The following is a 19,168-nucleotide window of genomic DNA, read 5'->3' on the forward strand; positions in this document are numbered from 1 at the left end:
TGCGGGTTAGGCACCGAAGTTGCGTCCCCGTGGTTTTCCCCACATGGCAGCAACGTGTACGTGCCGTGACAGCGCGGGACCATTTCACCCTCATCGACGGAGCGACCATGACAGCATTTCCGAACACACGAGACGCCCTCGGCGAATCCTGGACCACCACCAGCCGCCGTGCGCGACGTATCGCCCGCCATAGCCGCCATGCGGCTGAAGACATCGCAGGCGAACTGCGCACGCTGATGTCGGAACTCGAATCCACCCTGGCAGACGGCACCCAGGCCGACGCCGTGGCGCTGCGCAGCAAACTGCGCAAGCAGCTTGAAGCCGCGCGCGTCCGCCTGAACGACACCCGCGAAGCCGTGCGCGAACGCGCCGAAGTCGCTATCGCCGATGCTGACGATTACGTGCGTGAAAACCCGTGGCAGACGATTGCGATCGTCGGCGGCGTTGCGCTGATCGCTGGGGCCCTGCTGGCGTCACGGCTACGCTAGGCGCGGGTTGCACCAGGCGGGTTGCGACAAGCGGTGAGATCGGCCTCGGCCGATCAGTTGTCGTCAATCACGAACAGCCGCTGATACTCCTTAACCGCGTACCGATCCGTCATCCCCGCGATGTAGTGGGCGATCAGGCGCGGTTGCCGCGACGCGTCCGTGGACTGATAACCCGGCGGCAATAGCCGCGGATCGTCCGTGAATGCGTCGAACAGACCGGTCACTACGCGGCGCGCCTTGTTGGCCATACGCATGACGCGATAGTGGCGGTACAGGTTCTTGAACAGGAAACGCTTGAGCGTTGCGGCCTGCGCGGCGATTGCTTCGCTATGGGCGACCAGCGGCGGCGTTGCGCGCACTGCGTCGAGCGAGGCAGGCGCGTGCCTGGCGAGATTGAGCGAAGTCGTATCGATCAGATCGACGATCAGCGTATTGATAATGCGGCGCACGGTCTCGTGAATCAGCCTGCGCCCCTCGATCTGCGGGAAGTCGCCACGCGCCGCCGCATAGTGCGTTTGCCATAACTCCACTTCGGCAAGCTGCTCCACCGTGAGCAGGCCTGAGCGCAAGCCGTCGTCGACATCGTGATTGTTGTAGGCGATTTCGTCGGCGACATTGGCGATCTGCGCCTCGATGGAAGGCTGCCGCCCTTCCAGAAAGCGCTCGCCCAGCGCGCCGAGCCGCCGCGCGTTCTCGCGCGAGCAGTGCTTGAGAATGCCTTCCCGGGTTTCGAAGCAGAGGTTCAGCCCGTTGAACGCGCCGTAATGCTCCTCCAGATCGTCGACCACCGCGAGGCTTTGCAGATTGTGCTCGAAGCCGCCATGTTCGCGCATGCATTCGTTCAGCGCGTCCTGGCCCGCGTGGCCGAACGGCGTGTGGCCAAGGTCGTGCGCCAGCGAAATGGCTTCGACGAGGTCCTCGTTGACGCGCAGATTGCGGGCAACCGAACGGGCGATCTGCGCGACTTCGAGACTGTGCGTGAGGCGCGTGCGAAACAGATCGCCCTCGTGATTCACGAACACCTGGGTTTTGTACTCGAGCCGGCGGAATGCCGTCGAGTGGACAATGCGGTCGCGATCGCGCTGGAATTCGGTGCGCGCGCTTGGCGCGGCTTCGGGATAACGGCGCCCGCGCGACTGGGCGGAATGCGCCGCATACGGCGCGAGATGCGCTTCGAGTGCTTCTGGCGATGGCACGCCGCTCACGGGCGTGCCTGCCGGGTCATGCTCTACATCGTCGCTGCGCCTGTCTGTCACCGGATTCTCCGAAACATGGGCGGCGCCTCGTGACGCTGGTGCGTATTGCCTTGCCCTGCCTTGCTGCCAGGCCCTCGCCGAATCGGTCTAGACGGCGGCAGCCAGCGTGGCGTGCACCTCGGCGTCGGGCGCCTGGGTGATGAGCGTCTCACCGAAACGCTTCAGCAGAATGAATTTGATCGCGCCGGCTTCCGCCTTTTTGTCGACTCGCATGAGTTCGACGTACCGCGAATCGCCCAGCGCGGGCGCCCGAGTGGGCAAATGCGCCGCAACGATCACGTCGACCAGGCGCTTGCGCGCGGCTTCGTCGAGATAGCCCATGCGTACCGACAGGTCCGCCGCCATCACCATCCCGCAGCCGACCGCTTCGCCGTGCAGCCATTCGCCGTAGCCGAGTCCGGCTTCGATCGCATGGCCGAAGGTGTGGCCGAAATTGAGGATTGCGCGCAGGCCGCCTTCACGCTCGTCCTGCGCCACGACCGACGCCTTGATCTCGCACGAGCGCTTGACCGCCTCGGCCAGCGCTTCGGGCTCGCAGCGATTGAGCGCCTCGACGTTCGCCTCGATCCAGCTGAAGAAGCCGGCGTCGGCAATTGCGCCAGTCTTGATCACTTCGGCGACGCCCGCTGCCAGCTCGCGCGCCGGCAGCGTGCGCAGCGCGCCGATGTCGGCGATCACGGCCTGCGGCTGGTAGAACGCGCCGATCATGTTCTTGCCAAGCGGATGGTTGATGCCGGTCTTACCGCCCACCGACGAATCGACTTGCGACAGCAAGGTGGTCGGCACCTGGATGAACGGCACGCCGCGCATGTAGCAGGCCGCGGCAAATCCCGTCATGTCGCCGATCACCCCGCCGCCGAGAGCGATCAGCGTGGTCTTGCGATCGGCGCGTGAGCCCAGCAGGGCGTCGAAAATCAGGTTCAGCGTTTCGAGGTTCTTGTACGCCTCGCCGTCCGGCAAAACGACCGTGGACACCTGCTTGCCGAGCGGCGCGAGTGCCGCGCGCAGCGTGTCGCCATAGAGCGGGTCGACCGTGGTGTTCGTGACGATTGTGACCGAGCTGCCGGCGATATGCGGCGCGAACAACGCGGTCTGGCCGATCAGATCGGCACCGATATGGATGGGGTAGGCACGCTCGCCCAGTTCGACATTGACGGTAATCATACGGTCCATTATGACGCAGGATGTTTGGCGACGCCGGCCATCTCGAGCTGCATCAGAACCATGTTGACGAGTCCGTTGACTGAAGGCCGGCCGGTTTCGATCACAAAGTGCGCGCATTCCCGGTATAGCGGATCGCGTACTTCGTAGAGCGCTTCGAGGCGCGCTTTGGGGTCTTCGGTCTGCAAAAGCGGGCGATTCTTGTCGCGCCGGGTGCGCAGCCACAAATCGTGCGGATTGGCGCGCAAATAGATCACTACGCCCCGATTTTGCAGCGCTTCGCGGTTTTCCGGCCGCAGCACCGCGCCGCCGCCCGTAGCCAGCACGATATTGTCGCGCCCGGTCAGCTCGGAAATCACATGCGCCTCGCGATCGCGAAAGCCCGCTTCGCCCTCCAGCTCGAAGATCACCGGGATACGCGCGCCCGTGCGCGCTTCGATTTCATGATCGGAATCGAAGAACGGGCGATCGAGACGGCGCGCAATGGCCCGGCCCACGGTGGTTTTGCCCGCCCCCATGAGCCCTACAAAAAATACATTGGCGTGTGCGTCCCGCGCTTGCAACGGTGTCCTCTGGCTAATCCGGTATGGTTCGTGCCGCAGCTTACTGGCAAAGCGGCTGCCTTGTCGAGCCTGCGGGCTGCCGCTAAACAGCGGCGCCAGCGTGCCCCTAATTTGTCTGAACGACGCGCGGCGTGATGAAAATTGCCAGTTCACTGCGCTGGTCCCGATGAGCCCGATGGCGAAAAAGCGCCCCTAAAACGGGTATTTTGCCCAGGACCGGCACCCGCGTCACATCGTCCCGGTCGTCGGTCGCGTAAATTCCGCCGATCGACACCGTACCACCATCTTCGACTTCGACGCGCGTTTGTACGTGTTTGGTGTTGATCGCGGGTCCGGCGTCGGTCTGCTCGCCGACGCTGTCTTTGGCTACATCGAGGTCCAGCACCACCCTGCCGTCCGGCATGATTTGCGGCTCGACCTCCAGTTTGAGCGTGGCGCGGCGAAACTGCACGCCCGACACGCCCTGCCCCACTTTCGCCTGATAGGGCAACTCGGTGCCCTGCTCGACGACCGCTTTCATCCGGTCTGCCGTCACTACGCGTGGACTCGAGACGATTTCGCCGCGCCCTTCGGCCTCCAGCGCGCTCAGTTCGATGTTCAGGAGCCGCGTCGCCCCGGCCGCGAACAAGGTCAGCCCGGCGGTGGCGGCGTCAAAACCCGAAATCGGCCGCGCCGACAGATCGTACACGGTGCCGTCCGTGCCACCTGTCAAGCCTCGGGCGGTACCGTCGGCGTTGGTGGCCGCCATGGAAAGCCGCACGCCGAGGTTACGCGAAAAGCCATGCTCACCCTCGACGATGCGCGCCTCGATCAACACCTGACGGGTCGGCCGGTCAACGGACGCAAGCAACGCACTGATTTGCGCAAGGCGGCCTTCGAGGTCGGTGACGAACAGCAGGTTGGTGCGCGGATCGGCGGTCGCGGCGCCGCGTCTGGATAGCACGCGCTGATTTCCCGCACCGGTCAGCAGGCGCCGCACGTCTTCGGCACGCGCGTAATGCAGCTCGAACGTGCGGCTTGCGAGAGGCTCAAGATCGGCGGCTCTCGCGTGTGCTTCGAAACGCTGTCTTTCACGCGCGGCCAGCTCCGCGATCGGCGCGACCCAGATCACGTTGCCACGGCGCTCCATTGCCAGCCCGTTGACGTCGAGCAGGGTGTCGAACGCGGTGCGCCACGGCACCTTGTCGAGTCGCAACGAGACGGCGCCACGCACTCTCTCGCTCGCGACGACGTTCAGCCCGGTGAACTCGGCGAACGCGTTGAGCACCGCGCCGAGTTCGGCGCGCTGAAAGTTAAGCGAGATTGGTTTGTCGTCGGCCGCGAGTTGCGCGTCTGCAGGCGTTTTAGGTGCATCGCTCAGGCGCGCAAGTGGGAGCAGCGGCACCGGCGGACCTTCGAGCGTCGTAGCTTCGGCGCCGTCGACCGCCGCCGACCCTGCGTGCTTCTCTGGAAGCACCGGGCCATTTGGGGCTCCGGTAAGGTCGTTGGCGGGTTCGATCCGGGTGGTCGCCACCGCTCGCGATAGGCCGGGCTCATCGACGGACTCGTCGCTGAACGGGTTGGGCACTTCGGCGCCGACGCCGCGCGGCAGCGGCGGTATATCGTAGCGAGCATCGGACGGCGCAAGGGTGTCGTCGACCGGCATGTACACGGGTAGCGGCGGGGGCGAAGCGTGCGCAATACCGATGCTTATCGCCACGCCGACGATGAGGATGCTAAAGAAGCTGCGAACCGGACTGCCTGGCGGACCGCAAAAGGCGCCTCCACGCGCCGATGCCGGCAAACTCCAGCGCATGCCTGAGCCAGAATGCACACGAACCCCAACGCGCGACGCAGTCAGGCCGAGCGACGTCATCAGACTCATCAGGACGCCTCCGTCAATGCCAGCGTTCGCGTCGCGCCGCCATTGGCCAAGGTGATGCCAAGCATGTCGAGGCGCGTGACGCGTTCGGCCCCGAGTTGCTGCCCGAACACGGCCGTGGTCGCACCGTCCGGCGTATCGAGCAAAGCGAGCCCGCGGATGCGATCGTGCAGCAAGCCGACCAGGCGCAGTTGAGAAGCATCGGCTTGCGGTTCGCCGGACGCGAACATCTGTGCAAGCGCGAACGGGTCGAAGAACACGATGTCTTCTTCGTCGTCCGAATCGAGACTCTCGTCGACCAACGCGTCTGTAGCGGTAGTTGACGGCACGGGCCTCAGCGCACTGAAGACATGCAGCGTTGCCTTCACCGTTAGCGAAACGGCATCGCGGTTGACCGTGACGTCGACGGGAACAATCAGTACCGGCAGGTCCGACAGGCCGCGCAGAAATGCCATCAGGTGAACGAAATCAGTGTGCGCGGTGAGTTGTACAGGACGCATGCTTTCGGCACCCGAGCCGTTGGCCGCACCCGGTTCCAGCGACAGCAAGGAGACGCCGTTCTGCTGCGCGAGCTCGGACACGATTCGAACGTCGTCCGCGGAGCTCCACGATGCAGGCAACCGTGAACCCGGGCCGGCCGCAGCTTCCCGGCGCAGCGCAGGCAGTTGCGCCAGCGCGCGGCGCGCATCCGCGAATTGCCGGGTGGCCGCCTCCAATGCCGTACGACTCGCCCCGACCCCACCGAGATCGGCCACTATCCAGCCATGAGCCCCAAGTCCGAACACCACCGCGGCGATCAGCAATGCGACCATCCAACGGCGCCGACGGCTCCAGACAGCGAGCGGCAAACGCACATGCTTGATCCAATGGGAAAAAGAGAACCGCGCGCTCGCCGCGCCGCCGAACTCGACAAAAGTCGCACTCATTTCGCACCTCGTGATTGTTCAGATTTCATGGGACGTTGCGCCGCCGTGCCGGACTGTTGGGTTGTTTTCGTCGGCGGACTGCCCCAGCGCAGATGCGCTCCAAATTCGATCGGGCCGCTCACACCGCCCGCCGTGACCGCACCAGTGCGTGGCGTCGAGCGATGCAGGTCGTTCACCTCCGCACCTTGCACGCCGCGGATTGCGCTCAGGCGTTTGAGCCACTCGGCCGACGCGATATGCCCGCGTGAGGTCGCCAGCAGTTCCGTCTCGTGCTCGCGCTGGCGCAACTGCTGCAGCACCACGCCGTCACCCGGTTCGAAACTCAATGCATCCAGCAGATCGCGCAAATGCGTAAGCGGCTCGGACAGGCTCACCGCGCGCGCCACGCCTTTACGCTGCTCGTCTTGCTCCCGCAATAATCTGGTGTGCTCCGCAAGCGGCGCGGCCAGTTGCGTGAGCGATTGATCGATCGACGCGCGCTGCGCATCGAGCCGCGCTCTTTCGAATGCCTGCCACCCAACCAGCGCGAGCACAGCCGCAAGACCGGCAACCGCCGCGGCAACCCATTCGAGCAGACGGCGCCGGTGCGCGAGCCGCGTATTGCGTTGTCTATACGGCAGCAGATTGAAGCCTCCAAGCCACAGCGGTGCGAAGCTGGCGCCATGCCTGGAAGCTCGCGTGTTCGAACCCGCCGGGTCCAAACCGGGGCGCCGCAGACCGCGCATCATTCGAGCACCCCGCGCAACGCGAGCCCGAATGCGACGGCCGCGGCAGGCTCGTGCAACAACGGATCGTGCAGTTGACGTGCGAGGCCGCCAAGCGCCGCGCATTCGAACGGCAGCACAGCGCAGCCCAGCACGTCGGCAATATCCGCAAGCGAGAAACCCACGCCGTCGAGCAGATCGACCTCGCCGCTCAACAGCGCGCAGTCGAGTGCGGGACCTTGAACGAGATCGCGCAACGCGTCAGCGAGATCCGCGTGCTCAGGCGCGGGGTAACGCATTTCACCCACCACGCAGTCGTCGACGATGCGCCAGCCGTACACACCGTCTGTACCGATCCAGAGCGCGACATAGGGCTCGTGCGGCTCGAGTTCGTGGCTCGCCGCATAGCGCATTGCACGCAAGGCTGCATGCGGCTCGCCGTCAATCGCGGTGAGCGAGATGCCGGCGCTCGCCGCGCATTCGATACGCGCTTCGAGATGCTGGCGGGCGGTTGCGGCAATCGTCACGGAACGAACCGGCAAATGTGTTTCGTCGACGAACCAGTCGACGGCCAGCGCATGCCGCTCGAGGCCGGCGATACGCTCGACTTCGTTCATCACCGCCGGCTCGAGTTCGGCCAGTTCATGCCCGCCGTCCTGCGTGCAACCGGCGAGTTCGGCGAGCCGTGTGAGCGGCACAGTGGTGGTCAATGTGGCAGAGGCGGGCAACGCCATCGCGCAGCGCAAGGCGTGCGGCGCACATGCGCGCGGCAGACCCGCGAATGCATCACGCAACGCACGCGCCACCGCAAGGCGGTCGGCGATCTCAGTACCGGCCATCGCGCCCGCACCGAGCGGCACGGTGCTCGCATATTCGATATGCAGCGCGGCACGTGTGCGCGAATGCCGGCTCACCACGATCAGACGCACCGCCTGTGAACCTACATCGATTCCCGCAGCAAACCGCTGCGCCCCGAGCCGCACATCTTGAAGCCACGAATTTTTGAACGTCATCACGCCCTCCCTGACACTCACGCGACGAACTATTCGAACGCGGGTAACGAGGAGGGATTGTGCGTAGCCGCGCCGCCGCGCGACACTCAGCCAAATGGCTAACGTTGCGCGACGCGTGCCCCGCGTGCGATCAAAGCGTCTACAGTGAAGTCATTCCTGCGCGGCGCAGCGACTTGTCAAGAACTGTCAGTAAGCCTGCCGAAAGCTGAAAAGCGGGGCGGCTATAATCGCGGGACTGTTTTTTGGTATCCATATGCAATCCACGTCTCCTACGTCCCCGCCGCCCGCGCCGCAGAAGCGCAAACGCCCCTTGTGGCTCAAGCTCATCATGGGCTTTGTGGGCTTGATCGTCGCAGGCATCCTGTGCGTGCTGCTGGTGCTGGGTTATGCGCTGGTGGTGGCAACGCCGAACCTGCCGTCGCTCGACGCGCTGACCGACTATCGGCCGAAGGTGCCCTTGCGCATCTATACGGCCGATCATGTGCTGATCGGCGAATTCGGCGAAGAACGGCGCGACATCGTCCACATCCAGGACGTGCCCGACAGTCTGAAGAAAGCCGTGCTGGCAATCGAAGACGCGCGCTTCTACGATCACGGCGGCGTCGACCTCACAGGCATCGCTCGCGCCGGTTTCGTCGCGCTGACCAATGGTCATGCCACACAAGGCGCCAGCACGATCACCATGCAGGTGGCGCGCAACTTCTTCCTTTCGAGTGAGAAGACCTACACGCGCAAGATCTACGAAATGCTGCTCGCCTATAAGATCGAATCGAAGCTGACGAAAGATCAGATTCTTGAGGTGTACATGAATCAGATCTATCTCGGTCAGCGCGCCTATGGCTTCGCGAGCGCGGCGCGAGTGTACTTCGGCAAGGATCTGAAGGACCTGACACTGGCGGAATCCGCCATGCTGGCGGGGCTGCCGAAGGCGCCGTCGGCGTATAACCCGGTGGTTAATCCGAAGCGCGCGAAGATCCGCCAGGAGTACATCCTGCAGCGCATGTACGAATTGCACTACATCACCCAGGAACAGTACGACGAGGCCAGCAAGCAGCCGCTAGTCGTCAAGGGGGCGGGCAAGGAGTTCAGCGTGCACGCGGAGTACGTCGCGGAAATGGTGCGGCAGATGATGTACGCGCAATATCGCGAGGAAGCGTACACACGCGGGCTGAATGTCGTGACCACCATCGACTCGGCCGATCAGGACGTGGCTTACCGGGCGCTGCGCAAGGGTCTCATGGACTACGAGCGGCGTCACGGCTATCGCGGCCCGGAAGCATTCATCGATCTGCCGTCCGATGCGGATGACCGCGAACAAGCTATCGACGACGCACTGCTCGAGCATCCCGACAACGGCGAAATCATTGCCGCGGTGGTGACCTCGGCGAGCCCGAAGCAGGTGCAGGCCACTTTCATCGACGGCAACGTCGCGACCATTCAGGGCGATGGCCTGCGCTTCGCGCAGTTCGCGCTCGGCCCGCGTGCGCAGCCGAATCAGCGCGTGCGGCCCGGCGCAATCGTTCGCCTAGTGAAGGACGACGACGGCAACTGGTCGATTACCCAGTTGCCGCAAGTGGAAGGCGCGTTCGTATCGGTGGTGCCGCAAGATGGCGCGATTCGCGCGCTGGTCGGGGGCTTCGACTTCAACAAGAACAAGTTCAACCACGTCACTCAGGCGTGGCGTCAGCCGGGTTCGAGTTTCAAGCCTTTCATCTACTCGGCCTCGCTCGAAAAGGGACTCGGACCGGCCACGGTGATCAATGACGCGCCGCTCTTTTTCAGCGCCGCGGAAACGGGTGGCCAGGCGTGGGAACCGAAGAACTATGGCGGCGGCTTCGACGGTCCGATGACCATGCGCACCGCGCTGCAGAAGTCGAAGAACCTCGTGTCGATTCGTATCCTGAACCAGATCGGCACGAAGTACGCGCAGCAATACATCACGCGTTTCGGCTTCGATGCGGACCGTCACCCGGCCTATCTGCCAATGGCGCTCGGCGCGGGTCTCGTTACGCCCTTGCAGATGGCCGGCGCGTTCTCGGTATTTGCGAACGGCGGCTATCGCGTCAACCCCTATCTGATCGCTGAAGTCACCGATCAGCGCGGTATCGTCGTGGCGCACGCGCAACCGTTGGTTGCCGAGCAGAGTGCGCCGCACGCGATCGAGCCGCGCAATGCGTACGTAATGAACAGCCTGCTGCAAAGCGTCGCGCAACGTGGCACGGGCGCGAAAACCAATGTGCTCAAGCGTACCGATCTCGGCGGCAAGACCGGCACGACCAACGATTCGCGCGATGCATGGTTCGCCGGCTATCAGCACACGCTTACCGCCATCGCCTGGATCGGCTACGACAACCCGCGCAGCCTCGGCGACCGGGAAACCGGTGGCGGCCTCGCGTTGCCGGTGTGGATCGACTACATGTCGCGCGCGCTCAAAGGCGTGCCGGAATACAAGATGCCGATGCCCGACGGCGTGACGGAATTGGGTTCGGAACTGTATTTCGACGACTTCACGCCGGGCCACGGCTTCGTCGCCACCGTCGGCATCAGTCAGGCGGCACTGGATGCCGACGCGAGCGGCGCGTCAGCGGCGGCGCCTGAACAGGTCGGCGAGCAGGAAAAGCAGGACATCATGAATCTGTTCCGCGGCCACTAAACGCTGGATTGGCCGGAAAAAAGAAAACCGCCGCGCTCGATGCGCGGCGGTTTCATTTGGGCGATCGATTCAGCACTTTTTCCGACGCATGTTTCCGCGCCGGTTCAGGCCGTCATTCCGACGACCCCTCTGCCACCACGCTTACGCTTCGAAGTGAACCGGCTCGCCGGCCTGCTGCGTCGCGTACTCCGACAGCGCGGCGAAAAACTCCGTGCCGCTGCGCGTATCGCGCCACTCGCCGTCGACGAAACGGAAGTGGAATCCACCCGCCTTTGCGGCAATCCAGATCTCGCTCATCGGCGGCTGCAGATTGACGATGATCTTCGAGCGGTTCTCGAATTCGAGGGTCAGGACATTGCCGCTGCGCTCGAGTTCGATGTCGGCTTCCGTGTCGTCGAGCGCGCGTTCGATGGCGGCTAGCGCGGCTTCCGCGCGGGTCAGGTAATCACTATCGGACATGCTAAACTCCATCGATTATTTATACAGGGACAGTCATGCGAGTCGTATCTCGGATGCGCGCGGCGGCGCCCGGCCGCGCGATTGTAGCGGGTTTAGCCATTCTCGCAGGTTGTGCACTTGCCGGCTGCGGACAACGCGGTTCGCTCTATTTGCCCACCGTGCCGCCGCTACCGGCCAAGCCGATCGATCGCACGCAACCGCCGCCGGCAGCAACATCGGGTGAAGTGAAACCGGGTGCGCAAAGCGCCTCCCCGACGGGTGAGATACCGGATACCTCCGGTGCGCCGCTCTCGTTGTCGCCGGATACCGAACTTGCCGCGCCGCCCGCGTCTGGCGCCTCCGCTGCTACGCCTGCGCAACCTGCCTCTGCCGCCACTCCCGTTCAATAAGACTTTCGCATGACTCGATCCGCATTTGACTACGTCGACGGCGTGCTGCACGCCGAGGGCGTGTCCGCCGTCTCACTCGCCGAGCAGTTCGGCACGCCGCTGTACGTCTATTCGCGCGCCGCCCTCACCGAAGCGTGGAATGCCTATGCAGGCGCTTGCGCCGGTCGCCGCGCGACGGTGCACGTCGCCGTCAAGGCCAATAGCAATCTCGCGGTGCTGAATGTGTTCGCGCGTCTCGGCGCCGGCTTCGACATCGTGTCGGCCGGCGAACTGGCGCGCGTGCTGGCCGCGGGCGGCAAAGCGGAAAACACCGTGTTTTCCGGCGTCGGCAAACATGCGGACGAGATGCGCCAAGCCCTCGCGGCAGGCGTCAAATGCTTCAACGTCGAGTCGATTCCCGAACTCGATCGCCTGAATGCAGTCGCCGCGGAAATGGGCAAAAAAGCACCCGTTTCGTTGCGGGTGAATCCTGACGTCGACGCGAAAACGCATCCGTATATTTCCACCGGCCTGAAGTCGAACAAGTTCGGCGTCGCGTTCGAAGACGCACGCGCTACGTATCGAGCCGCTGCCGCGATGACGCATCTCGAGGTGGTCGGCGTCGACTGCCATATCGGCTCGCAGATCACTGAAGTCGCGCCCTATCTGGATGCGGTCGACAAGGTCCTCGAACTGGTCGAACAGATCGAGCAGGACGGCGTGAAGATTCGCCACATCGACGTAGGTGGCGGGCTCGGTATCACATACGACGACGAAACCCCACCGGAGATCGGTGAGTTCGTGCGCACCGTGCTGGATCGCATCGAAGCGCGCGGCCACGGGCATCGCGAGGTGTATTTCGAGCCGGGCCGTTCGCTGGTCGGCAATGCAGGTGTGCTGCTGACACGCGTCGAGTTTCTGAAGCCAGGCGCGGAAAAGAACTTCGCCATCGTCGACGCGGCGATGACCGATCTTGCCCGCCCTGCGATGTACGAGGCCTATCATGCGATCGATGCCGTCGTTAAGCGCGACGTGCCTACGCATGTGTACGACGTGGTCGGCCCGGTTTGCGAAAGCGGCGACTGGCTGGGCCGCGAGCGTCTGCTCGCAGTCGAACCGGGCGATCTGCTGGCGATTCGCTCGGCTGGCGCATATGGCTTCGTGATGAGCTCGAACTACAACACCCGTCCGCGTGCGGCCGAGGTGATGGTTGATGGTACACAGGCGTATGTCGTTCGTGCTCGCGAAGAGGTCAAGCAACTGTTTGCGGGCGAAACGATTCTGCCGGCGTAAACGTCTGAATTCGCCAGAACGCGTCAGAACTTAAACAGCAGCATGAAAAAAAGGCGATGCCGCAATGGCATCGCCTTTTTTATTGGCACGCTCGACGCCTGGCAGCTTGGTCAGCGCGCATTTAACCTCCGCTCGCGTAGCCATAGGATCAAACGCCATCCCAGCAATGCGACCATGACCGCGCCGTAAATCTTCGGCAAAACCAGGTCATGCTTGCCCGCCTTCATCCACCAGAAGTGCAGGATCGCAAGCCCGCCAATCACGTAGATTGCGCGATGCAATGCCTGCCAGCGGCGGCCAAGTCTGCGCACCATCGCGCGCGGCGACGTAACGGCCAACGCGATCAGCAGCACGAACGCGGCAAAGCCCACGGTGATGAACGGACGTTTGCCGATATCCTTGAGAATCGCGGCAACATCGAACCACTTGTCGAACCACAGGTACGTGGTGAAATGGAGCGTCGCGTAGAAGAACGCGTAAAGGCCTAGCATCCGGCGAAAACGGACCAAAGCAGGGATGCCGGTCAGGCGGCGCAACGGCGTCACAGATAACGTGATGCACAGAAAAACGAGCGTCCACAGCCCCGTCGAGCGCGTGATGAACTCGATCGGATTCGCACCCAGCCGATCGGTCATGCCGAACAGCACGATGCGCGCGAGTGGATACCACGCCGCGATAAATACCGCGATTTTGGCCGGCACGATCCAGCGCGCGCCACTGGCAGGGCGCTTTGCGGCGACCGTGGCCGATGCCGACGTCGACGTCGGCGCCGCTCGCCGGGTCCCACGTTCGGTTGGCGGAGTAACAGGTTGTGTTTCAGAAGCCATGCTCACACCGCTCAAAAATTCTTTTTCAGGTCCATGCCCTGATAGAGCGATGCGACCTGATCGCCGTAGCCGTTGAACATCAACGTCTTGCGCTTGGGCGTGAAGAAACCGTCTTCGCCGATGCGCCGCTCGGTAGCCTGACTCCAGCGCGGATGATCGACGTTCGGATTCACGTTCGAATAGAAACCGTACTCGTTTGACGCATACGTATTCCAGCTGGTCGGCGGCTGCTTGTCGAGGAAACGGATTTTCACCAGCGACTTCGCGCTCTTGAAGCCGTATTTCCACGGCACCACCACCCGGATCGGCGCGCCATTCTGATTCGGCAGCACCTGGCCGTAGAGGCCCATGGTCAGCAGCGTCAGGGGATTCATCGCTTCGTCCATCCGCAGACCTTCGGAGTATGGCCAGTCGAGCACCGGCGTCGACAGACCGGGCATTTGCGACGGATCGGCAAGCGTGATGAATTGCACGTACTTCGCATTGCCGGTCGGCTGTACACGCCTGATCAACTCCGAGAGCGGCACGCCGATCCATGGAATCACCATCGACCAGCCTTCGACACAACGAAGCCGGTACACGCGCTCCTCGAGCGGCGCGAGCTTCAGCAATTCGTCGATGTCGTACACCTTCGGGTTCTTGATTTCGCCCTCGACGCTCACCTTCCACGGACGCGGCCGCAACGTACCGGCGTTCTGCGCCGGATCCGACTTGTCGGTACCGAATTCGTAGTAGTTGTTATACGTGGTGATGTCCTTGTACGGCGTGATCTTGTCGAGCGCGACGAACTTCGCATTGGTCTTCGCCGCGAGCTTCTGCGCCTTCGGATCAGGCGACGAATAAGCTGCCAGCGCTTCGCCGTTCACGCCGATCAGACTGCCGAGCGCTAATGCACCCGCCGCACCCGCCGCCTGCAAAACGCGCCGCCGGTTCTCGAAGACACCTTGCGGCGTGATTTCGCTACGCGCGATGTCATCGCCGATAAGTTGCGTTCTGTCGCTTCGCTTGATCCACATCGTGCTGCTCCTTGCCGGCCCATCGCTTGTCTATCTTACGGGGCCATATTGATGATCGGCTCGTTTAGCCATTCGCCAGCATCCATAGGTACTGCTCTAACGAACACCCTGGATGCAGCAAATATTCCGCCAGACGTAAAAAAACCGCCGGTGCGAAACACGCGGCGGTTCTTAGTCGTTCCAGAACGGCGGATCTTACAGCTTGCCGTAGCTATGCAGCCCCGACAGGAACATATTGACGCCGAGGAACGCGAAGGTCGTCACCAGCAGGCCGGTCAGCGCCCACCATGCCGCCACCGCGCCGCGCAGGCCCTTCATCAGGCGCATATGCAGCCACGCCGCGTAGTTCAGCCAGACGATCAGCGCCCACGTTTCCTTCGGGTCCCAGCTCCAGTAACCGCCCCAAGCCTCTGCGGCCCACAGCGCGCCGAGGATCGTCGCGATCGTGAAGAACGCGAAGCCGACGGCGATCGACTTGTACATCAGATCGTCGAGCACATCGAGCGGCGGCAGGCGGTCTGCCAGCATACCGCGCTCCTTCGCCAGATACGCGACGCCGACCATGGCCGACAGCGCGAAGCTGCCGTAACCGATGAAGTTAGCCGGCACGTGGATCTTCATCCACCAGCTCTGCAGCGCCGGCACAAGCGGTTGAATCTGCTGTGCGTCACGAGCGACCGAGTACCACATCAGGAAGCCGACCGCCGCGCTGATCACCAGCAGCACGAATGCACCGAGCGCACGCGTGTTGTAGTGCTGCTCGTAGTACAGGTAAAACAACGCCGTGATCAGGCTGAACAGCACGAACACTTCGTACAGGTTCGAGATTGGAATATGACCGACATCCGCGCCGATCAGATACGACTCGTACCAGCGCACCATCAGACCGACGAAGCCCATCACCACGGCAGCCCACGTCATTTTCGAACCGATCGCGGCACCGGTCGGCGAACGCGACAGCAAGCCGATCCAGTAGAAGACGGTGGCGAACACGAAGAGCGCGCTCATCCACAGAATCGCGGACTGGCTCGACAGGAAATACTTGAGGAAGAACTCGTTATCCGCGCGGCTGAGATCGCCGTGATAGATCTGGATCGCCAGCAACGACAGCGCGGCGATGCCCACCATCAGCGGACGGACGGGCTTCCAGCGCCAGCCCAGTACGATGAACACCGGCACTGCGCAGCACAGCACCAGTTTGTCGTAGTAATTCATGAACGGGTAATAGCGCGACAACGCGAAGCCCGCGCCCGCAACCATCAACGCGGCGAACAGCCAGTCGACGATACCGAGCCGTTTCAGAAACGGCCGCTCGTCATACTGCGCGACGTTGAGCGCCTCGCTCGCGAACGCCTTCTGCGAACGCGAGGCTGAAGAGGAGGAAGAGGAAACCTGAGTCAAGTCCATGATCTTACCGAGTCGAATCTTGTGAGCGTGCGGACGGCGCGCCGGCATTGCCGGGTTTGTCGGGGGCGCCGGCGGCGTCGGATGCTTCAACGAGTTTGGTGCCCAACGCGGCGCCGACGGCGTCGCGCGTCTGGACGAACTCCTTTTCGAAATCGAGCGTTTTGCGCGCGCTCGACATCGCCATCACGACATTCGTGCCGTGATCGGTATCTTTGAGCCAGAACCAGAGACGCCGTTCGCGGACGTAGAACATCGAAAAGATGCCCAACACGAGGAGCAGGCTGCCAAGATACACGACTTTTTTGCCCGGCGCGCGCGTCAACTGAAATACCGAAGCTTGCACCTGCTTGAATGAGTCAAGCTGTAAATAGACCGGCGATCCATACAAAAAGCTGTCGGATATCGCGTTGATCGAGCTCTGGATGAAGCGGCTGGCGTCCGCATTGGCCATGGCGTCCGGCTCGCCCAGTTGCTCACGCGACAGTTGCCACAGGTCCCACGTCGCGCCTTCCAGCATGCGCAGCAGCAGGCCGGCGGCCTTTTCCTGCTCGCCCTTCGGCACCGAATGGTCGATGAACCCGGCGATCGCCTGGAAGCCGCCGACCGTCTGGCCGTTCGGCATCTTGATGCTGTTGTCCGCCCCAGCAAACAGGGTCAGGACACGTAGCGCGCTCTCTTCCAGATGCTGTTGCAGTTCGGTATTCGAACCCGGTACGGAACGCAGTGCGAAACGGTGAGCGGCAGCGGCGCGCATGGCCGGATTTTCGAGCGTGGCGCGCAGGTTCATCCATTCCTTGACGGTACCGCCGGTGTCGGCGGGAATGCGCAGGTAGCGGAATGGGTCGTCCGGATTCAGGCGCATGCCGGCGAGGAACATCTTTTCGCCCGCAACGTCCACCGGCAGCATGTAGTTGTTGTACTCGCGCGCCTGGCCGTCCTTGTCACGCACCTTGTACTGCACCGACGGGCCGACGTTATGCAGATCGAGTGGCTTCGAGGTCTTGGCGCCGGAGCCGAGGCGTTCGTCGAACGCCTCCTTCAGCGTGCGATGCGCGGCAACCCCACGGGCGTCGGTCTGGCCGCTGCCGTTCGACACGTTTTCGACGTTGATTGCACGGAAATCGGTAAATTCGACGGTCTGCCCGTCGGCCAGCGGCGTGGCCGCGCTCAACGGCGCATTGCCGCCGATCGTGCCGCCGAAGGGCGCGGTTTTCGCGCTCGCGCCGGACATCGGGTACGCGGTCATCTGCATTTGCGAGCCGCCGTCCTGGAAGCTCGACTGGTAAATCGACACGCCGTCGTAAGTGAACGGCTTGTTCACCTCGACACGCGCCGGCACGCGCGCGCCCGTCTTGTGGTCGACCACGACAATGTCGCTCGCGAACAGCTTCGGCATGCCGGTGGAGTAATAATCGACGATGAACTTGTTCAGCTCGATCGAAAACGGCAGGTCCTGGATCAGCGAGCCGTTCGGCTGGTTCAGAATCGCCGTCGACACATGCTGCCCCTCCGGCACCCATGCGTAGCCGCGGAACGTCGGGTTCGATTGCGACAGGCGGTGTTCCGGCGGAATATCGTTGATCACCGTGTTGGCGCTGATCGGCGATTTATTGAACAGCCACATTTGCAGCTTGATCGGCAAATTGCTGTCGAGCAGGCCGCCCAGACAGATCACCACGATCGCGATATGCGCGGAGATGTAACCGAACTTGGTCAGCGCGCCGCGCTTGGCCGCGATCAGCGTGGCACCGTCCGATTCACGCGTGACGAACTTGTAGCCGAGTTTCGCCGAGAGTTTGGCGAGCACCGCGGCGGTCTGCGCGCGCGAGCCGTGCACCGCGAACTCGCCCTTGTGATGGAACGCGCGCAGGCTGCCTTCGCGGACCTTGTCCTTCCAGCTCTTCGCGTCTGCGACCATCTTTGGCGCATTGCGGATCACGCACAGCGACACCGATACCATCAGGAAACCGAGAATCAGCATGAACCACCACGAGCTGTACACCGTGTACAGGCTCAGCGAGCGGAAGATGTCCGCCCAGAACGGGCCGAACTGATTAACGTAGTTGGGATAGGGATCGTCCTGCGTGAGGACGGTACCAATGATGCTGGCGATCGACAGAATCACAAGCAGCGCAATCGCGAAACGCATCGAACTCAAGACCTCGATGATGCTGCGCGCGATGCGATTGCCCGACTTCGACTGCAAACCCGACGTGGTGACGCTCATTCATACTCCGACTGAACAGCAAAAAAGGGTGAAGGGCTGTCGTAGACACGACGCCCTCACCCTTTTCTTGTTTTGTACCAGCCTCGCCGGGCTGGTTGCACTTGCGTGCGGACTTCCTAGTGCAAGCCCGCGATGTAATCGGCTACAGCCTTGATCTCGCTGTCCGACAGACGCGACGCGACTGCATGCATCGCCTCATTGTTGTTACGTGCGCCCGGGCCTTGAGTGAACGCCATCAACTGCGCCACCGTGTATTCGGCCCATTGCCCCGAGAGCCGCGGATACTGCGACGGAATCCCCTGACCGGTCGGCCCGTGGCAGCTCGCGCACGCCGGCACGCCCTTATCCGCTATGCCACCGCGATAAATCTTCTGACCGAGCGGAACGGTATCTTTGTTATGCGCGTAACCTGGCTTCGGGGTCTGCGTCGAAAAATAGGCAGCCACGTTGACCATGTCCTGATCGGACAGCGCCGCAGCCATGCCCGCCATGATCGCATTGTTGCGCGCGGGTTGCTTGGCGCCCGGCTGCGTCTTGAAATCCATCAACTGCTTGACGAGATACTCGGGATGTTGGCCCGCCAGCTTGGGATAGGCACCGCCAGCACTGTTGCCGTCTGCTCCGTGGCATGACGCGCAAACCTGCATTGCGATTGCCTGCCCCCGATTGACGTCCGGCTTTGCCGGATCTGCTGCTCGTGCCTGAATTGCCAAACCTGAAAGACCCGCTGCTACTTGAAGCACCATCAGACTCTTGCACAGTCGATTCATTCGCACACCCTGTCTCGTCTTGTGGGATTTTAGAGGTTTTGCAAGATACGACAGCGACTGAGTGACCGCTAAGAGCCGCCAAGGCACGCTGGCTGGCCCCCTCAGGTTTTCAGTAAACCATCGTATTGTACAATAACTCGCTAATCGCTAAGACGCCAGTCGGGCTTGACCCGTCC

General features: G+C 62.8%; 17 protein-coding genes. 4 read left to right on the forward strand and 13 right to left on the reverse strand.

The features are described 5' to 3' along the window. Window positions 1-107 precede the first annotated feature (107 nt). On the forward strand, window positions 108-488 hold the full coding sequence (locus tag GH665_RS19480; protein WP_153137636.1) for an ElaB/YgaM/YqjD family protein: 381 nt from the start codon (window positions 108-110) through the stop codon (window positions 486-488). A 53-nt stretch (window positions 489-541) separates the two neighbouring features. On the opposite strand, the gene GH665_RS19485 is transcribed toward GH665_RS19480, so the two are convergent. The 7 genes from GH665_RS19485 to pilM all read right to left on the reverse strand — a co-directional run bounded on the left by GH665_RS19485 (window position 542) and on the right by pilM (window position 7,972). Continuing rightward, window positions 542-1,693: a deoxyguanosinetriphosphate triphosphohydrolase gene (locus GH665_RS19485; protein ID WP_246216307.1), complete on the reverse strand. Its 1,152-nt coding sequence runs from the start codon at window positions 1,691-1,693 to the stop codon at window positions 542-544. 138 nt (window positions 1,694-1,831) lie between these two features. Continuing rightward, window positions 1,832-2,917, reverse strand: coding sequence for a 3-dehydroquinate synthase (gene aroB, locus GH665_RS19490; RefSeq protein WP_174771729.1), 1,086 nt, complete (start codon window positions 2,915-2,917; stop codon window positions 1,832-1,834). Then, window positions 2,917-3,468 (reverse strand): shikimate kinase, encoded by a 552-nt coding sequence (locus GH665_RS19495; RefSeq protein ID WP_028199604.1) that lies wholly within the window; start codon window positions 3,466-3,468, stop codon window positions 2,917-2,919. The genes aroB and GH665_RS19495 overlap by 1 nt, the downstream gene beginning before the upstream one ends. A 106-nt stretch (window positions 3,469-3,574) precedes the next feature. Beyond that, window positions 3,575-5,332: a type IV pilus secretin PilQ gene (locus GH665_RS19500; protein ID WP_425496040.1), complete on the reverse strand. Its 1,758-nt coding sequence runs from the start codon at window positions 5,330-5,332 to the stop codon at window positions 3,575-3,577. Further along, on the reverse strand, window positions 5,332-6,255 hold the full coding sequence (locus GH665_RS19505; protein WP_153137641.1) for a hypothetical protein: 924 nt from the start codon (window positions 6,253-6,255) through the stop codon (window positions 5,332-5,334). Before GH665_RS19505 ends, GH665_RS19500 begins: the two co-directional genes overlap by 1 nt. After that, window positions 6,252-6,983, reverse strand: coding sequence for a fimbrial assembly protein (locus GH665_RS19510; RefSeq protein WP_246216247.1), 732 nt, complete (start codon window positions 6,981-6,983; stop codon window positions 6,252-6,254). Before GH665_RS19510 ends, GH665_RS19505 begins: the two co-directional genes overlap by 4 nt. Continuing rightward, window positions 6,980-7,972: a type IV pilus biogenesis protein PilM gene (gene pilM / locus GH665_RS19515; RefSeq protein WP_153137643.1), complete on the reverse strand. Its 993-nt coding sequence runs from the start codon at window positions 7,970-7,972 to the stop codon at window positions 6,980-6,982. Before pilM ends, GH665_RS19510 begins: the two co-directional genes overlap by 4 nt. 253 nt (window positions 7,973-8,225) lie before the next feature. Here pilM and GH665_RS19520 point away from each other — a divergent pair, with 253 nt between their 5' ends. After that, the gene (locus GH665_RS19520; RefSeq protein ID WP_153137645.1) at window positions 8,226-10,625 is read left to right on the forward strand and encodes a penicillin-binding protein 1A; all 2,400 of its coding nucleotides are present in this window, start codon (window positions 8,226-8,228) and stop codon (window positions 10,623-10,625) included. A 141-nt stretch (window positions 10,626-10,766) separates the two neighbouring features. Here the strand turns inward: GH665_RS19520 and cyaY are convergent, their stop codons facing one another. Continuing rightward, window positions 10,767-11,084 (reverse strand): iron donor protein CyaY, encoded by a 318-nt coding sequence (cyaY, locus tag GH665_RS19525; protein WP_046567577.1) that lies wholly within the window; start codon window positions 11,082-11,084, stop codon window positions 10,767-10,769. Between the two features lie 35 nt (window positions 11,085-11,119). Here cyaY and lptM point away from each other — a divergent pair, with 35 nt between their 5' ends. Continuing rightward, window positions 11,120-11,473, forward strand: coding sequence for an LPS translocon maturation chaperone LptM (gene lptM, locus GH665_RS19530; RefSeq protein ID WP_153137647.1), 354 nt, complete (start codon window positions 11,120-11,122; stop codon window positions 11,471-11,473). A gap of 9 nt (window positions 11,474-11,482) precedes the next feature. Beyond that, a complete protein-coding gene (gene lysA, locus GH665_RS19535) occupies window positions 11,483-12,745 on the forward strand; it encodes a diaminopimelate decarboxylase (protein ID WP_153137649.1) in 1,263 nt (420 codons plus the stop codon). 110 nt (window positions 12,746-12,855) lie between these two features. Here the strand turns inward: lysA and msrQ are convergent, their stop codons facing one another. The 5 genes from msrQ to GH665_RS19560 all read right to left on the reverse strand — a co-directional run bounded on the left by msrQ (window position 12,856) and on the right by GH665_RS19560 (window position 18,992). Continuing rightward, the gene (gene msrQ, locus GH665_RS19540) at window positions 12,856-13,572 is read right to left on the reverse strand and encodes a protein-methionine-sulfoxide reductase heme-binding subunit MsrQ (RefSeq protein ID WP_153137651.1); all 717 of its coding nucleotides are present in this window, start codon (window positions 13,570-13,572) and stop codon (window positions 12,856-12,858) included. 11 nt (window positions 13,573-13,583) lie between these two features. Next, window positions 13,584-14,588, reverse strand: coding sequence for a protein-methionine-sulfoxide reductase catalytic subunit MsrP (gene msrP / locus GH665_RS19545; RefSeq protein WP_153137655.1), 1,005 nt, complete (start codon window positions 14,586-14,588; stop codon window positions 13,584-13,586). A gap of 195 nt (window positions 14,589-14,783) precedes the next feature. Beyond that, window positions 14,784-15,995, reverse strand: coding sequence for a c-type cytochrome biogenesis protein CcsB (gene ccsB / locus GH665_RS19550; protein WP_153137656.1), 1,212 nt, complete (start codon window positions 15,993-15,995; stop codon window positions 14,784-14,786). 4 nt (window positions 15,996-15,999) lie between these two features. After that, window positions 16,000-18,222, reverse strand: coding sequence for a cytochrome c biogenesis protein ResB (locus GH665_RS19555; protein ID WP_153137658.1), 2,223 nt, complete (start codon window positions 18,220-18,222; stop codon window positions 16,000-16,002). 116 nt (window positions 18,223-18,338) lie between these two features. After that, a complete protein-coding gene (locus GH665_RS19560) occupies window positions 18,339-18,992 on the reverse strand; it encodes a c-type cytochrome (RefSeq protein ID WP_153137660.1) in 654 nt (217 codons plus the stop codon). Window positions 18,993-19,168 lie beyond the last annotated feature (176 nt).

The organism is Paraburkholderia agricolaris, assembly GCF_009455635.1.
Classification (GTDB): Bacteria; Pseudomonadota; Gammaproteobacteria; order Burkholderiales; family Burkholderiaceae; genus Paraburkholderia; species Paraburkholderia agricolaris.

What these genes read in the sequence shown, in the direction of transcription:
- GH665_RS19555 (WP_153137658.1), bottom strand. Translation starts at nt 18,222, where the DNA reads ATGAGCGTCACCACGTCGGGTTTGCAGTCGAAGTCGGGCAATCGCATC.
- GH665_RS19560 (WP_153137660.1), bottom strand. Translation starts at nt 18,992, where the DNA reads ATGAATCGACTGTGCAAGAGTCTGATGGTGCTTCAAGTAGCAGCGGGT.
- GH665_RS19520 (WP_153137645.1), top strand. Translation starts at nt 8,226, where the DNA reads ATGCAATCCACGTCTCCTACGTCCCCGCCGCCCGCGCCGCAGAAGCGC.
- msrP (WP_153137655.1), bottom strand. Translation starts at nt 14,588, where the DNA reads ATGTGGATCAAGCGAAGCGACAGAACGCAACTTATCGGCGATGACATC.
- pilM (WP_153137643.1), bottom strand. Translation starts at nt 7,972, where the DNA reads ATGACGTTCAAAAATTCGTGGCTTCAAGATGTGCGGCTCGGGGCGCAG.
- GH665_RS19480 (WP_153137636.1), top strand. Translation starts at nt 108, where the DNA reads ATGACAGCATTTCCGAACACACGAGACGCCCTCGGCGAATCCTGGACC.
- lptM (WP_153137647.1), top strand. Translation starts at nt 11,120, where the DNA reads ATGCGAGTCGTATCTCGGATGCGCGCGGCGGCGCCCGGCCGCGCGATT.
- cyaY (WP_046567577.1), bottom strand. Translation starts at nt 11,084, where the DNA reads ATGTCCGATAGTGATTACCTGACCCGCGCGGAAGCCGCGCTAGCCGCC.
- GH665_RS19510 (WP_246216247.1), bottom strand. Translation starts at nt 6,983, where the DNA reads ATGATGCGCGGTCTGCGGCGCCCCGGTTTGGACCCGGCGGGTTCGAAC.
- lysA (WP_153137649.1), top strand. Translation starts at nt 11,483, where the DNA reads ATGACTCGATCCGCATTTGACTACGTCGACGGCGTGCTGCACGCCGAG.
- GH665_RS19500 (WP_425496040.1), bottom strand. Translation starts at nt 5,332, where the DNA reads ATGAGTCTGATGACGTCGCTCGGCCTGACTGCGTCGCGCGTTGGGGTT.
- ccsB (WP_153137656.1), bottom strand. Translation starts at nt 15,995, where the DNA reads ATGGACTTGACTCAGGTTTCCTCTTCCTCCTCTTCAGCCTCGCGTTCG.
- aroB (WP_174771729.1), bottom strand. Translation starts at nt 2,917, where the DNA reads ATGGACCGTATGATTACCGTCAATGTCGAACTGGGCGAGCGTGCCTAC.
- msrQ (WP_153137651.1), bottom strand. Translation starts at nt 13,572, where the DNA reads ATGGCTTCTGAAACACAACCTGTTACTCCGCCAACCGAACGTGGGACC.
- GH665_RS19505 (WP_153137641.1), bottom strand. Translation starts at nt 6,255, where the DNA reads ATGAGTGCGACTTTTGTCGAGTTCGGCGGCGCGGCGAGCGCGCGGTTC.